The organism is Streptomyces sp. NPDC045021 (genome assembly GCF_056432645.1).
The window spans coordinates 268,522-284,384 of sequence record NZ_JBWKIQ010000004.1 but is presented as its reverse complement, the minus strand read 5'-3'; the positions used below and the strand labels follow the sequence as shown (position 1 = coordinate 284,384).

Genomic DNA, 15,863 nt, shown 5'->3' with positions numbered 1-15,863 from the left:
TGCCTTGAAGGTCACACCGAGGGCCCTGGTCTGCTCTGCCGCGGCGCGTGAGCTGACGCGCCCGGCGTAGGTCATCCCGTCGCCGGCTGGCAGGTGCTGCCGGTGGACAGCGACGTCGATGGTGAAGCCGAGCTCGGGGGAGCCCCGCCCCGCGGCTCCGCTTCAGCCCTGCGACCCCAGAAATTGCCTTGGATTTACCCTTACCTCTTCTCCTGCGATGTGACATGTGCAATGTTATTGCGCGCGAGCTGTGTCCATGACAAATGACACAGCGAGGCCCGCGGTTTCCCCCCTCGCCGTGCACTTCAGCGCGGCCTTCACACCGCTGGGAGGCGGCACGTGAACACCCAACCGTTACGACGAAGTCTCACCGGATTCCTGATACTTGCCCTCGCACTGTGCCTGGGCATAGGCATGCTGGTCCATCCGGGCCGAGCCGCAGCAGCGGCCACCCGGCAAGGACCGGCCACGCAGTCCGCGAAGGTGCCACCGCCGTTCGGCTCGAGCGCCGACGTGTCGGACCGCGCCGACGTCCAGCGCCACACGATCGACGCAGCCCACCTTCCGCCGCAGAGCCCGGTGCCCTCGCAGGCCCCGTCGAAGGCCCCACCGAAGGGGAGAACGAGCGTTGCGGCGGCGTCCTGCACGCCGGCCGACTTCGGCAGCCGCTCCGGATCCGCGCTGGTGGCGTTCGTCCAGGCCTCGACCATGGACTGCATCAACACCCTGTTCGCCCTCACCGGTACCAACGCCCGCAACGCCTTCCGCGAAGCGCAGATGGTCACCATCGCCAACGCCTTCCAGAACACGGCGCGGACCTATCCCGGTGACAACTCGAGCAGCGTGTGGCAGCTCGTGCTGTTCCTGCGCGCCGGGTACTACGTGCAGTCGTACCACTCGTCCGACGTCGGACCCTACGGCCCGACCCTGGCCGCAGCCTCCGAGGGTGCGCTGGACACCTTCGTGGCGTCCCCCCACTTCCTGGACGTCAGCTCGGCCAACGGCGATGTCCTGGGCGAGGTGCTGATCCTGACGGACAGTGCCAACGAGCAGGGCCGCTACCTGAGCACCTACAAGAGGGTGCTCAACGCCTACAACAGCTCCTACGACGCCTACTGGAGCATGGACGCGGCCGTCAACGACGTGTTCACCCCGATCTTCCGCGGGCACTGGAACCCCGCGTACATCAGCGCGGTCACCGCCGACCCGAGCATCATCGACACGCTGAGCGCGTTCGCGCTGAACCACCGGGACATACTGAACGGCAGCTGGTTCTGGCTGGACGCCAACGCCGGCACCGAGATGGCGCGCTTCCTCGACACTCCCGCGCTCCAGGCCAAGGTACGGCCGCTGGCGAAGGGCCTGCTGGGCGCCTCGGCGATCACCGGAACGACCGCACCGCTGTGGGTCGGGGTCGGCGGCATGACCGATGCCCACGACCAGGCCCAGTGTTCGTACTACGGCACGTGCAACTTCACGGCCCAACTGACCACCGCATCGCTGCCGATCACGTACCCGTGCGACGCCGGGCACACCTTCCGCGCCCAGTCCCTGACCAACGCCGCCCTGACCGCCGCGTGCACCAGCCTCAAGGGCCAGGACGCCTACTTCCACGGCATCGTCAAGGACAGCGGCCCGGTCGCCAACGACAACAACACGAACATCCAGATCGTGACGTTCGCGAGTCCCAAGGACTACCAGGTCTACTCGGGCTGGATCTTCGGCAACAGCACCGACAACGGAGGCGAGTACCTGGAGGGCGACCCCGCCACTCCGGGCAACCAGGCCCGGTTCCTGTCCTACGTGAAGAGCGTCAACGACGGCTTCCCCGGGGACATCTGGAACCTCAACCACGAATACACGCACTACCTCGACGGACGCTACGACATGTACGGCGACTTCACCGCCGGACAGGGCGTCCCGGACATCTGGTGGATCGAGGGCTTCGCCGAGTACGTCTCCTACAGCTACCGCAACATCCCCGACACCGAGGCGATAGCCGATGCAGGACAGCACACCTTCCCACTGAGCACGCTCTGGCAGAGCACCTACGACAACAGCAGCCTGGACCGCACCTACCCGTGGGGCTACCTGGCCGTCCGGTACATGATCGAGAAGCACCCCGCCGACGTCCAGAACATGCTCGCCAAGTTCCGCACCGGCGACTACAACGGCGCCTACGCGGTCTACAGCACCGGCATCGGCACCCGCTACGACGCAGACTTCAACACCTGGCTCGACGCCTGCGCGGCCGGTGCCTGCGGCGGATCGAGCAGCGGACCGACCGCGGCCTTCGACGCCGCTGTCTCCGGCCTGACGGTGAACCTGACGGACAGGTCCACCGACACCGGAAGCACCATCACCGCACGCTCGTGGAACCTCGGCGACGGCACCACCTCCACGGCCACCAACCCCTCCAAGACCTACACCGCCGCCGGCACGTACACGATCACCCTGACCGTCACCGACGCCAAGGGCCTGACCTCCACCACCGCCAAGTCCGTCACCGTCAGCGGCGCCCTGCCGACCTGCGCGGGCGCCGACCTCCGCCTCATGGGCAAGAACTGCTCCCGCTCCGGCCGGTCGGCCACGGCGGGCAACCTGGACTACCTGTACCTCTACCTGCCGGCCGGGACCACGACGCTGAACATCACAACGACCGGCGGCACCGGCAATGCCGACCTCTACTACAACCCCAACGGGTGGGCGACCACCACGGCCTACTCGGCTCGCTCGACCAACGCCGGGAACGCTGAGAGCATCACCGTCACCAACACCACCGCCGGGTACCGGTACCTCAGCCTGTACGCGAGGACCGCCTTCAACGGTGTAACGGTCACCACCAAGTACTGACCCCGTCCGCTCCCCCGCGTTGGGGTGGCGACATCTGCGGGCAGCGGTCCAGACCGCTGCCCGCAGTGCGCCGCGGTCTCCTTTCTCAGCCGGCGACGGCCCGGAACCGACGTCGATACTCCGTCGGTGTCGTGTCGAGTTTTCGGCGGAACGCCCGGATGAGGGTGTCGGTCGTGCCGAACCCGCAGGTGGTCACGATCCGTTCGAGAGTGACATCGGTGGACTCGAGTTGGTTGCGCGCCAACTCGACGCGGGCCGACTCGACGTAGGCGGCCGGGGTCATGCCGAGCTCGGCCTTGAAGATCCGGACGAGCTGCCGCTCGCTGACATGGGCGTGCGCGGCGATGTCCGAGAGGGTGAGCTGATCAGCGATGTTACGCATGATGTAGTGACGCAGGTCCTCGATGCGCCGTGTCGTGGAGGCCGGCTCCAGGGGAACGCTGAACTGGCTCTGCCCACTCGGCCGTTTCAGATACATCACGAGCTGGCGGGCGACGCGCAGCGCGATGGCCTCGCCGAAGTCGTCGGCGACCAGGGCGAGCGACAGGTCCAGGCAGGCGCTGATCCCGGCGCCGGTCCACACGTTGCCTTCCCGGATGAAGATCGGGTCGGCATCGACCTCGATCATCGGGTGGTCGGCGGCGAGTTGCTGTGCGGTCGACCAGTGGGTGGTGGCGCGCTTGCCGTCGAGCAGCCCGGCGGCCGCCAGGATGTGCGCTCCGACGCAGACGGAGGTGACCCTACGTGTCCTGGTGGCGAGTGTCCTCACCCAGTCGACCACGATCGGGTCGGTGAGGGCGTGTACGCGGCGCTCACTGTCGACCTTGACGGAGCCGGGCACCAGCAGCGTGTCGATGCTCCTCGTGGATGCCTCGCGGAAGGTGATGTCGGGGAGGAGGCGCACCCCGGCCGACGTGGTCACCGGATCCAACGTCTCGGCCGCCAGGACGACCTGATAGCCCGTAGCGTCGTCCGTCTCGCGCTGTACCAGGGAGAACACTTCCGGCGGTCCGGTGACGTCGAGCAGGTCGACGCCGTCGAAGAGGACGATCACGATCAGTCGTCCGACGGTGCCCATGGGCTCAACAGCGATGTCCATATCTGCATGTTAGACGCCATTGTTGACACGCATAGGTCGGGCTAGCGTTCTCCTCGCAGCTCACCGCACCGATGCGGGCTGCGAAAACCTGGCACGAAACCTGAGGTGGTACCCCCATGTCTACGACGACCCTGCGCGAACTCAACGGCTTCGACGACACGCCCGCGTCCCTGGCCGACGCGACCCTGATCCTGATCGACTATCAGAACACCTACGTCGGTGGCGTGATGGAACTGGACGGCTGGCGGGCCGCACTCGACTCCGCTGCGGCGCTGCTGCGCAGGGCTCGGGCGGCCGGTACGAAGGTTGTCCACGTCATCAACGACGGCGGCGAGGGCACCCCGTACGACATCCGGGCGGAGATCGGCCAGATCCACCCGAGCGTGGCGCCGATCGAGGGCGAGCCGGTCGTCGTCAAGAAGGCCCCGAACGCGTTCCTCGACACCGATCTCGACCAGCACGTCGATGCCGCCGGCAACAAGGACGTCATCGTCGCGGGGTTCATGACGCACATGTGCGTGGCGTTCACCGCGCAGGGTGCGTTCCTTCGCGGCAACCGGCCCACGGTAGTGGCCGACGCGTGCGCGACGCGGTCCTTGCCGTCGGGGGGCACCGACCTGCACGCCTGCCAGATCCACCACAGTGCGCTCGCGACGATCGCCGACCTTTACGGGGTCGTTGTTCCCTCCGAGAAGTCCCTGACCTGAGTTTGCACACACCGAGATCGCGAACGCTGTGCCATCTGCCAATGTCCGTCGGCCCGTTCGCGATCTAGAGTAATGCGCGGGCTGGAGAAGACATCCGCCCGCCCACCTTTCTGATCCCTCACAGAATGGTCCCCACGCAATGAACCCCCCACAGAACAGCACCCACGCAATGACTGCACACACACTTTTCGAACGAAGACAGAGAGACAGAAGATGGCCACACGTAGAGGGTTTCTCGGCGGCGTTTCCGCCATCAGTTCCGTTACGCTCCTCGGCAGCTCCCAGCCGGCATCCGCAACCACCGCGAACGTAGCCGCGGCCGCGACGGACGCCGAACTGCAGGCGCGCGACGCGATTCGCGCCGTCAACGTCGGCATGCGAACAAACTACGCCGCGCTCAAGTCCGAACTGATCAAGCGTCTGAGCCCCGTCATCGTCGTCCAGAACGACGCCAAGGGCGGCAAGTTCACCCTCATACGCGACGGAGTCCAGCAGGAAGCCGTCAACCCCGTTGCCGAGGTGTTCGAGCTGGCGAAGTCGATCAGCCATGTGCCGCTGGGGATCTACTCGACCATCGCCCCATACCTGAGCGCCAAGGTCCCCAACCTCCCCAACGCTGCCCGTGTCGACCCGCACGACCTGGAGATGGTCGCGTTCAAGGGACCGCAGACGGACGGCTGGATCAGCCCGCTGCAGGGCTTCGCCGCCACCCTCACCACCGCCCGCCAGCAGCTCAACAAGGCGAACCTGCCGCAGGAGCTGACGAGTTCGTGCGGGAAGATCCTCGATGAGGCGCTCACTTTCATCGCTGATTCCATACGCAGCAGAACCTTCGACATGGCGTCGTTCGAGGTCTTCTCGGGCAGGGTGTACCCCAGCATCCGAACGAACATGAAGTACGCGGCCGATGCCCAGATCTCCGGTGTGACAGGCCTCATGAAGCGGTGGCGGGCCCAGATCGGCGAAGAGGCATGGAAGGACCTGTACACGGTCGTGCTGTCGATCTGGACGACGTCCGAGCTGAATCAGGCTTCCATCATCATCAAGCCGTGCATGAATGCGGCCAAGGTCGCCACCCATCTGATCGATCTGCCGACCGTCGAGATTCCGAAGGACCCCATCTTCGTCGCTCTCGACAATCTCGCCCGGATCGTGCAGGACAATATCGCCGCTGAGATGGTGTTCCCGACCGATCAGAAAGTCGCGGACGCTCTCAAGGGCAAGGAAGATCTGCTCTCGGACGAAATCCTGAAGCAGCAAGGGGGGACTTCCGGGGTGCGCACTGCCTTCGCCACGACGACGGCGGCGTCGGCCTGCCCGGTCCAGCGGAAGACAGCGGCGGTCTAGTTGTGACGAGCGGCTTCCTCGTTCGGGACGGTACGGATCGCCGTCTCTCGGACGGGGAAGCCGCCTGCGTTCACAACCGGGGGGACATGTGACATGACTACTTCCGAACGCAGCACCCGCACAGCCCGGATCTGGGCGCTGTTGGGTGTGGTGCTGCTGGCGATCAACCTGCGGGCGGCCATCACCGGGGTCGCTCCCGTACTCACCGAACTGAAAGACAGGTTCGCGCTCAGCCCGGCGGAGGCGAGCGTTCTGACCACCCTGCCCGTGCTGTGCCTGGGTGTCTTCGCCTCTCTCGCGTCCCCCGTTGCCCGCCGGTTGGGCACCGAAGCGGCGGTGGCAGGATCGCTCGTTCTGATTACGGCGGGGATCCTGCTGCGCGTGGTCCCGTCCCCGGTGGCCCTGTTCACCGGGACGGTTCTGGCGGGGACGGGTATCGCCGCCGGCAACGTGCTCCTGCCGGCGATCATCAAGCACCGGTTCCCCGGGCGGATGGGGGCCGTCACCGGGCTGGCGATGATGCTGATGGCGGGCAGCGGCGCGTTCGCCGCAGGTCTGGCCGTCCCTCTGGAGCACGCCGCGGGGTGGCGAGTGGCCTTTGCGGTGTGGGCAGTTCCCTCCCTGATCGCGGCGCTGGTGTGGGCGGTGCGTGGGCGTCGCGGGCGTCGCGGGCGCCCCGGTGAACGAGTGCGCCAGGCTCCGAACATGGCGGGGTTCGACACGGGGTCGCTGCTGCATTCGGCGTTGGCCTGGTCGGTGGCGGCCTTCCTGGGTCTGGTGTCGCTGGTGTTCTACGTGCTGGTGTCCTGGCTGCCCGCGATCATGCGGGACAACGGGTTCGCCGACGACGAGGCCGGAATGATGGTCTCGGTCATGCTGATCATCGGGATTCCACTGGGGTTCGCCGTCCCGCTGCTCGCTGTCCGACTGCGTGACCAGCGGCCGCTGGTCCTTGTCGTGGCCGCACTGACGATGGCGGGCCTGGGCGGACTGCTCCTGGCGCCGGGCTCCGGCTGGCTGTGGGTATGCGTGCTCGGACTCGCCACCGGGAGTGCGTTCCCGCTGGCCATCACCTTGCTGAGCCTGCGCTCGCCGTCCCCGTTGGTCGCCGCGCGCCTGTCCGGTATGGCGCAGACCATTGGCTATCTGCTGGCGGGCCTCGGGCCGCTGGCGGTGGGAGAGCTTCACAGCATCACCGGGGGCTGGCAGGTCTCGCTCCTTGTCCTGCTCGCCCTGGTGGTGCCTGAGACGTACTTCGGACTTCGCACCGCCCGCCCTGGCTTCGTGTGCCCCAACACCACCGGCAAGGAAGGTGACGATGTAACGAGGATGCGGCCGACCACCCCGCGCAAGGAGAGTCAGCTCGTCAGACTCTGAGAATCACTCCGCCCGGCGGGGCCGCAACAACGCCGTGCCGCCGTACGGACCACGGGCGGGCCGGGGCCGCAGCCACATCGGCTGCGGCCTCGGCCGTCGCCCAGCGGGTCAGTTGGCCGACGCTGAGGTCTTGAGATCGTCGACAGAGCGGGCGACCGTACCGAACAGGTCGGAGACCGTGGTCAGGCTCGCGATCTGCAGCGCGTGTGATGGAAGGACGGTGCCGTCCGGCGCCGCCAGGGAGCGGGTCGCGGTGGCCTCGGCGACAACGGTCGGGCGGTAGCCGAGGTTGAAGGCGCCCTGCGCGGTGAACAGGACACACATGTGCGTCATGAACCCGGCGACGACCAGCTCGCTCCCGGCTCCGAGTTCCTTCAGGGTGGCCTCGAGTTCTGTGCCGTGGAAAGCATTGGGGAACTGCTTGACGACCACCTTCTCGCCGTCAATCGGGGCGACTTCGTCGCTGATCGAGCCGATCTCGGCTCGAATGTCGTACGGCGTACCCTCGCCGCCGTCGTTCACGACGTGGACGACCGGGGCGCCCGCGGCGCGGGCGGCTGCGAGGAGGCGGGCGCCGGCGGCCACAGCCTTATCGGCATCGTCGAGCCGCATGACGCCGGTGCGGTAGGTGTTCTGAAAGTCGATCATGATCAGGACCGACTCGCTCAGAAGCGGCAGCTCCTGGGGAAGGCCGATCACGTCACGCAGGGTGGTGGAGGCTGTCATGGGGAATCCTTTTCCAGTCGGGGAGAGACGGGCCCGGCTCTGTGGTGCAGCGGGTCCGGGTGATGGGGAGTGGGGGCGTACAGCCCTTACGAGAGGTCCTTCTTGTCGCCCGCCGGCGTCAGGTCGACGAGCTTCCCGGCGATGCCCTGTTCCTGGAACGCCCTCACGAGTGACTTGAGGTCTTCGGAGTAGATGTTCCAGCTGTCGGTGTGCACCGGGACGACCTTGCGGGGATCGAGGTCCTTCGCCACCTGGGCCGCGTTCTTGGAGGTGAGGGTCAGCGGGGCGTTGTCGAGGATCGCGGGGGTACGGGCAGCACCGCCGAACAGGACGACCGTGTCGATCGGGCCGATCTCCTTCTTGATGCGATCACCGACCTGCTTGGCGACCGTGACCGAGGCGTTGTCACCGGAGATGTACGTGGTGGGGACGCCCTTGCCGCTGAGGACGAATCCGGTGACCTCGCCGTCCTCGCCACGGTCGACTCCATCGGGGCCGTGCAGGGCGGGCACCGCGGTGACCTTGATGGTGCCGCGGGAGGTCGTCAGATCCTTGGAGGTCCAGCTCTTCATGCCCGTGACGTGATCACCGAGACGCTTGTGCGCGCCGGGAGTGGAGAACACGGCGGGCACGTCCTTGAGCAGCTCGCGGCCCTTGTCGTCGAGGTTGTCGTCGTGCTGGTCGTGCGAGAGCAGTACGGCGTCGATCCTGCCGATCTTGTCGGTGCCGAAAGCGGGAGCGTGGGTCTTCTCCAGGCCGCTCTTGTACGTCTTGGGCTCGTCGAAGGTCGGGTCGAGCAGGATGCGCGAGCCGGCGACCTCCAGGATCGCGGTCGGTCCGCCTATGTGCGTGACGGTGAACGCGGCGGCAGCAGCGGACGGGGAGCCGGCAGCCGGCGTGGCCTGTGCGCGGTCGGCGGTGGCTTCGCCGCCACAGGCGGACAGGAGGGAAACGCTCGTGGTGGCTGCGACGGTGGCTGAGGCGACGCGGTGGAACGTCGAACGGCTCATGGGGAGTACCAGCTCTCTCGCTACAAACAGTCGGGCACCTTGGGGACGGGCCCGGCCCCCAAGATGTTTTCAACGCTAACACATCGCGTAATCATCGATAACGAATGGCTGCGATTGCGCTCCCCTGCCCCGGATTGCTCCAGGCTCGATGTGTTAGCGCTGGTATCATGGGAGCCATGTCAACGGCACGAGAGCGCATCCTGGAAGCCACCGCGGAACTGCTCGCCACCAAGGACGCACTGGCGATCTCGACCCGGGCCATCTGTGACCGCGCCGGCGTCGGCATGCCGGAGATCTACCGCCAGTTCGGCGACAAGAACGGCCTGCTCACCGCGGTGGCCGACGTCGGTTTCCAGCGCTTTCTCGCCAACAAGAGGCGGAACCCCCTCACCGACGATCCGGTCGCGGACCTGCGCACGGCCTGGGACAGCCATGTCGCGTTCGCGATCCGCAACCCTCACCTGTACCGGCTGATGTTCACGCCGACGGGAGACAACAAGCCACAGGCGATCAAGGAAGCGCAGGCGCTGCTCCTGTCGGTCGTGGAGCGCTGTCGTGATGCCGGGCGGCTGCGTACGAGCCCCGAACTGGCCGGCCAGTCGATCCTCTCCGCCAATGTGGGTGTGTGCCTGATGGCGTTGTCCTTCCCCGAGTTGTTCGGGGGCCTCGACATCTCGCAGTCGGTGCGGGACGCCGTGATCGGGAAGGTGACCGGCGACGAGCGGGAAGACGCGCGGATCGGCACCGCGACCGTCCTTGCCCAGGCACTGATCGGCACCCTCACCGGAACAGCACCCGTGAACAGTGCCGCAATCGACCGCCTGGCCCGCACACTTCGGCCGTCGGCACCGTCCTCGGATACGTGAGACCGCGGCCTTGGCCGCCGCCCGCACCGCGGCCGACGCCTCCGCGCGACAGAACCCGTGGCACGTGCCCAATGAACCGGTAGCAGGCGTCCCACGCGGCAACAACCTTGCAGATCACGGCGGTTGACCACCGTGCCGGAGCCGGAGAAACCGGACCACAAGGGGAATCGGCCTCGGGTTGCCGGGTTCAGGTCGCGCCGTGGGGGCGGCTGTCGAATCCCTGGACGGCGTGGGGGTGGACGCCGTAGCATCCCGCCGAATGAATCGATTCATTCCTAGGTGGGAGTAGCCATGCCCCTGGACGAGCCGTCCCCCTCCGGGCACGACCGACGAGTGATTCTGAAGTGGGGGCTCGGCGGAGCCGCACTCGCGGCGGCGGGATTCCCCGCCCTGTCGGCCACCTCCGCGAGCGCCGCGCCAACTGCCGCAACCGCACTGCCCGTCGGACTCACCGGCGCTCACTGGGTGTGGTTCCCAGAGGGCAACCCCGCGAGCTCCGCCCCGGCCGGAGACCGGTACTTCCGTCGGACGTTCACCGTCCCGGCGGGTGCTGTCACCGAAGCGCAGTTCGTCGTCACCGGCGACGACACCGTGGACGTATGGCTCAACGGCACCCCACTGGCCTCCTCGCCCCGGGTCGTCGACTCATGGGCCCAGGCGCTCTACGTCGACCTGCAGTCCGCACTGGTCCCGGGAGCGAACACCCTCGCGGTCGTGGCGCGCAACACCTCCACCGGTCCGGCCGGACTCATCGGGAGGGTGCACGCCGTGGCCGGAGGCACCGGCGTCGACCTCGTCACCGACGGATCCTGGAAGACGTCACAGACCGCGGCGGCCGACTGGGAACAGCCCGGGTTCAATGACACCTCCTGGCCGGCCGTCGCCGACCTCGGAGCCTACGGGTCGGGCCCGTGGGGAAGCCGTGTCGCAGCGCCCGACCCGGCGGCCGCCTCACCGCTGAGCGTCGCCTCCGCCACCACCGAGCGCCGCACCGACCCGATCGGACTGGACGCCGCCCGGCCCCGGTTCGGATGGAAACTCACCGGGTCCGGCGGGCAGGCACAGGGCGCCTACCAGGTCATCGTCGCCACCTCCGCCGCACTGGCCGATGCCGGAACCGGCGATGTCTGGGACAGTGGCCGCTCCCCCAGCGGTCAGTCCGTCGACGTCGTGTACGGCGGCCCGGCACTGGCCTCGCGGACCCGCTACTACTGGCGGGTGAAGATCTGGGACACCCAAGGACGCGTCTGCGCGTGGGGCGCCGTACGGAACTTCGAAACCGGCCTGCTCGCCCCGGCCAGCGAGTGGAAGGGCGCCTTCATCGGCCAGCCCCCCTCCACCGCCGGACTGAACGGCGCCACCTGGATCTGGTATCCGGAGGGCGACCCGGCCTCCGGCGTACCGGCCGCGACCCGCTACTTCCGCAAGACCATCACGCTCGCCTCCGCACCCTCGGCCGCCACCCTCGTCGTCTCCGGCGACGACACCGCCACGGTGTGGGTCAACGGCACCCAGGTCAGCGCCGCCACCGCCTGGCAGCAGGCCTCCGTCGTCGATCTCACGGGTCGACTGCACGCCGGATCCAACACGATCGCGGTGTCGACGCAGAACACCAGCCAGTCACCGGCGGGCATGATCGCCCAACTGACCGCGACCGGGAGCCCGGTCGTCAACACCGACGCCACCTGGAAGGCCGCGCAGACAGGACCGGCCGGCTGGGAGCAGCCCGGCTTCAACGACTCCGCCTGGGTGCAGGCCAAAGCGGTGGCCGCGTACGGGAGCGGGCCCTGGGGGTCCGGTGTGGCGATACCGCAGGCCAAACCGTCCCCACTCCTCCGCAAGGGCTTCACGGTCTCCAAGCCGGTGGCCAGGGCTCGGCTGTTCACGACGGCCCTGGGGCTGCACGAGACCCGGCTCAACGGCGCCAAGGTCGGCAACGACGCGCTCGCGCCCGGCTGGACGGACTACACCAAGCGCCTGCAGTACAAGGCATACGACGTGACCGGCCAGATCGTGCAGGGCGCCAACGCGCTCGGCGCGTGGCTGGGCAACGGCTGGTATTCCGGCCAGATCGGCTGGCACGGGCCGCACTTCTACGGAGCGCAGCCCTGGTATTCGGCGCAACTGCACCTGACGTACACCGATGGTACGACCGCGCTCGTGGCCACCGACAGCAGCTGGAAGTACGCGCCCGGCCCGATCCGCGTCGACGACCTGCAGATGGGCGAGGAGTACGACGCCCGGGCAGCCGTCGCGGGATGGGACGGCGCCGGCTTCGACGATGGCGCCTGGAGTGCCGTCACGGTGCGCTCGGCTGCGCTCCCGAACCTGGTGTCACAGGTCGACGAGGGCGTCCGGGTGCAGCACGACCGTATCCCCGTCGCCCTCACCCAGCCGAAGCCCGGTGTGTGGATTTTCGACCTCGGGCAGAACGCCACCGGGTGGGACCAGTTGCGGGTGTCCGGGCCGGCGGGCACCGTCGTGACGCTGCGGCACGGCGAGATCCTCAACGCGGACGGCACGCTCTACACCGACAACCTGCGGGTGGCTGGCCTGGGAACCGACCGGTACACCCTTACGGGCACCGGAACGGAGACCTACGAGCCGCGGTTCACGCTGCACGGCTACCGATACGTCGAAGTGACCGGCTTCCCCGGCACCCCGACGACGTCCACCATCACCGGTCGTACCGCCTGGACGTCCGCCGCCCAGTTGGGCACCCTGACCACGTCCAGCACGCTGGTCAACCAGGTGCAGCAGGCGATCGTGTGGGGCCAGCGGTCCAACATGCTCGCGGTCCCCACCGACTGCCCGAGCCGCAACGAACGGCTCGGCTGGACCGGGGACATCGCCGCCTTCATCGACACCTCGACGTACAACATCGACATGTCGTCATTCCTCAACAAGTACACCGACGACCTGACGGACGCCCAGCACGCCGACGGATCGTTCACGAACACCGCACCGGACACGCAGGACGGCTCGGGCGTCGCCGGATGGGGGGACGCGGGCGTCATCGTCCCGTACACCCTGTGGCAGCGCACGGGTGATGTGCGCGTCGTCGACGAGCACTTCGCGGCGATGGTCCGGTGGGTGGAGTACCTGCGATCGACGGCCGACGCGAACCTGATCCGTGACCAGGGTGGTTTCGGCGACTGGCTCAACGTCAACGACGACACCGCCCGTAACGTCATCTCCACGGCATTCTTCGCCTGGGCGGCACGGCTCGTGTCGAGGATGGCGCGGGCCACCGGGCGCACCGCGGAGGCCGCCACCTACGGCACCCTTGCCGACCAGGTCGCCGCCGCTTTCACGAACTACTTCGTCGCCGCCAACGGGACGGTGTCCGGCAACACCCAGACCGGGTACGTGCTGGCGCTGGCCTTCGGGCTGGTCCCGGAGAACCGGGTGCAGTCCCTCGTCGACAAGCTGGTGTCGAAGGTCGCCGCTTCCGGCGGACATCTGTCCGTGGGATTCCTCGGCGTGAAGGACCTGCTGCCGGTCCTCACGGACCACGGCCGGGCCGACATCGCCTACCAGATCCTGCTCCAGCCCGGCTATCCCGGCTGGGGATACATGCTCAGCAGGGGCGCGACCACCATCTGGGAGCGCTGGGACGGCATCCGGACCGATGGAAGTCTCCAGGACGCCGGGATGAACTCGTTCAACCACTACGGGCTCGGCTCGGTCGGCGACTTCCTCTACCGCCAGGTCGGCGGCCTCGGCCCGGCGTCCCCCGGCTACCGGACGCTGCTCGTCGCCCCCAGGCCCGGCGGAGGGCTGACCTCGGCACGATCCGCGTACGAGACGCCGTACGGGCAGGCGGTCAGCGACTGGTCCGTCTCCGGCGGGGTGTTCACCCTCAAGGTCACCGTGCCCGCCGGCACGTCGGCGACCGTCCGGGTGCCGGCCGGCTCGGCGGCCTCGGTAACCGCGCCCGCCCAGGCTGTGCCCTTCGGATACACCCAGGGCGGCGCGGCCTACCGGCTTCCCGCCGGAAGCTACACCTTCACCGCCCCGGCCTGAGCCCGGCCCGATGGGCCCCGCGCCATGGGAGCGCGGGGCCCATCGTCGAGGCGCATGGCATGCGGGGTCTGTCGCAGTTGCTGCCGGACCGTGCGGCCGAACGGCCGAACCGGACAGCCCGCGGCCACCGGGCGCCTCATGTCAGGGCTGGGCCGGCTTGCCCTTCGTGCCGATCCATGTGTGGAACAGCCCGTCGAGTTGCTTGCCGGACTGCACCTCCGCGAGACGGATGAACTGAGCGGTGGTTCCGTGACCGTCGCGGTGGTCGGTTGCCCACGCGCGCACGATACGGAAGAACGTCCTGTCGCCGACTGCCTGGCGCAGCTTGTGCAGCGCCATGGCGCCGCGTGAGTACACGGGTGCCTCGAAGATGTGCTCTCCGCTGCCGGGGTCGGCGGGCGGGAACGACCACAGCTCGCTGCTGGCCGGGGTGGCGTACAGGGCGTCGAAGGTCTTCTGTGCGCTGTCACCACCGTGCTGCTCGTCGTACAGCCATTCGGCGTAGGTCGCGAAGCCCTCGTTGAGCCAGATGTCCTTCCACGTGGTGATGGAGACGGAGTCTCCGAACCACTGGTGCGCGCTCTCATGGACCAGGGTGCTCAGGTCCGGTGCCCTGTCGTAAACGGGCCGGGTCTGGGTCTCCAGCGCGTATCCGACCTGCGGCGCGCGGTCCACGATGGCTCCCGCGCTCCGGAAGGGATAGGGGCCGAAGAGCTTGCTCTCCCATTCCAGGACCGACGCCAGCTTCTTGAGCACGGGGGCCGACGCGGCCGCCTCACGAGGGTCGACGGCGTTGTAGACCTTGAGGCCGTCCGTGGTGGTGTACTGCTCGACGTTGAACTTGCCCACGGTCGCGGTGGCGAGGTACGCGGCCATCGGCTCGGACTCGCGCCAGCGGAACGTGGTGCGTCCGCCGGCGGTCGTCTGCCCGAGAAGGACACCGTTGGCCACGGCGGCGCTCCCCTGCGGGACGGTGACGGTGAAGTCGTAGGTCGCCTTGTCCTTCGGGTGGTTGTTGGCGGGGAACCACGTCATGGCACCTTGCGGTTCCCCTGCGACGAAGGCTCCGTCGTCGGTGGGGATCCACCCGTCCAGGGAGCCATCCGGGTCAGTGACGGGCTCGGGTATGCCCGCGTAGCTGATGGTGGTGCGGAACTCCCGGTCCTTCGCGATGGAGCTCTTCGGGGTGACCACGAGTTCCTGTCCGTCGCGGCGGAAGGACGCGGCGGCCTGGTTGACCGTGATGCTCGTGACCTTCAACCCGTTCAGATCGAGGTTGAAGCGGGACAGCTGCTGGGTGGAACGCGCGGTGATGACGGCCCGGCCGTCGAGATGGCGGGACTTCGGGTCATAACCGAGGGTGAGGTCGTAGTGATGGACGTGGTAGCCCCCGTTGCCCGCCAACGGGAAGTACGGGTCGCCCACACCGGGTGAGCCGGCGGTGGCGGCCGCCGCGGGCCCGGCGGCGGTGGCAAGGAGCGCCACGACGGCGATGGGCAGGCCTGCCGCGACAAGGGCGCTTCTCCGGCCGAGGGCCGAGCGGCCGGCGGGCTGCTGCGGGGATGGCGTCACGAGTTCTCCTCTGAACGTGGTGGGTAGGCGTAGATGTTGGGCGGCGCGACGTACCCGGTCTCGCCGCTACCGGGTCAGGTGTTGGCACCTGTAGTGATCAGTGTTGAGGGAAAGGTCGACGGGCACCAGCGAGCAAGCCGAACTGCTGCGGGCCCTACTGGTCCGGACCCGCGCCGAAGTCAACCGCCGATCCGCGGACATTTCCGCAAGGCGCTGCCTGCCTGCGACCGGACCGGGCACCCGGCTCGGGCACGGCCGGACAGCCCAGCGCCACCAGCCG

10 protein-coding genes are annotated in these 15,863 nt (G+C 68.1%); 6 read left to right on the top strand and 4 right to left on the bottom strand.

Going from position 1 to position 15,863, the window contains the following annotated elements:
- Positions 1–339 precede the first annotated feature (339 nt).
- Positions 340–2,853 carry a collagenase gene (locus AC07DC_RS15400; RefSeq protein WP_478914884.1) on the top strand — a complete coding sequence of 838 codons (2,514 nt, stop codon included), beginning with the start codon at positions 340–342 and terminating at the stop codon, positions 2,851–2,853.
- 85 nt (positions 2,854–2,938) lie between these two features.
- Here AC07DC_RS15400 and AC07DC_RS15395 read toward each other — a convergent pair whose 3' ends face one another.
- Positions 2,939–3,931 (bottom strand): GlxA family transcriptional regulator, encoded by a 993-nt coding sequence (locus AC07DC_RS15395; protein WP_478915138.1) that lies wholly within the window; start codon positions 3,929–3,931, stop codon positions 2,939–2,941.
- Between the two features lie 137 nt (positions 3,932–4,068).
- Between AC07DC_RS15395 and AC07DC_RS15390 the strand changes: the two genes are divergently transcribed.
- From AC07DC_RS15390 to AC07DC_RS15380, 3 genes are all read left to right on the top strand, one after another.
- Positions 4,069–4,659, top strand: coding sequence for an isochorismatase family protein (locus AC07DC_RS15390; RefSeq protein WP_478914883.1), 591 nt, complete (start codon positions 4,069–4,071; stop codon positions 4,657–4,659).
- Between the two features lie 213 nt (positions 4,660–4,872).
- A complete protein-coding gene (locus AC07DC_RS15385) occupies positions 4,873–6,006 on the top strand; it encodes a hypothetical protein (protein WP_478914882.1) in 1,134 nt (377 codons plus the stop codon).
- Positions 6,007–6,099: 93 nt separating this feature from the next.
- Positions 6,100–7,383, top strand: coding sequence for a CynX/NimT family MFS transporter (locus AC07DC_RS15380; protein WP_478914881.1), 1,284 nt, complete (start codon positions 6,100–6,102; stop codon positions 7,381–7,383).
- A 108-nt stretch (positions 7,384–7,491) separates the two neighbouring features.
- Here the strand turns inward: AC07DC_RS15380 and AC07DC_RS15375 are convergent, their stop codons facing one another.
- Together AC07DC_RS15375 and AC07DC_RS15370 are read right to left on the bottom strand one after the other, a co-directional pair.
- A complete protein-coding gene (locus tag AC07DC_RS15375) occupies positions 7,492–8,109 on the bottom strand; it encodes an isochorismatase family protein (protein WP_478914880.1) in 618 nt (205 codons plus the stop codon).
- 86 nt (positions 8,110–8,195) lie between these two features.
- Positions 8,196–9,119: an MBL fold metallo-hydrolase gene (locus AC07DC_RS15370; RefSeq protein ID WP_478914879.1), complete on the bottom strand. Its 924-nt coding sequence runs from the start codon at positions 9,117–9,119 to the stop codon at positions 8,196–8,198.
- A 176-nt stretch (positions 9,120–9,295) separates the two neighbouring features.
- On the opposite strand from AC07DC_RS15370, the gene AC07DC_RS15365 reads away from it, so the two are divergent.
- Positions 9,296–9,985: a TetR/AcrR family transcriptional regulator gene (locus tag AC07DC_RS15365; protein WP_478914878.1), complete on the top strand. Its 690-nt coding sequence runs from the start codon at positions 9,296–9,298 to the stop codon at positions 9,983–9,985.
- Between the two features lie 291 nt (positions 9,986–10,276).
- Positions 10,277–14,011, top strand: a complete 3,735-nt coding sequence (locus tag AC07DC_RS15360) for a family 78 glycoside hydrolase catalytic domain (protein WP_478914877.1) — start codon at positions 10,277–10,279, stop codon at positions 14,009–14,011.
- A gap of 141 nt (positions 14,012–14,152) precedes the next feature.
- Here AC07DC_RS15360 and AC07DC_RS15355 read toward each other — a convergent pair whose 3' ends face one another.
- Positions 14,153–15,583: a M1 family metallopeptidase gene (locus tag AC07DC_RS15355; protein ID WP_478914876.1), complete on the bottom strand. Its 1,431-nt coding sequence runs from the start codon at positions 15,581–15,583 to the stop codon at positions 14,153–14,155.
- Positions 15,584–15,863 lie beyond the last annotated feature (280 nt).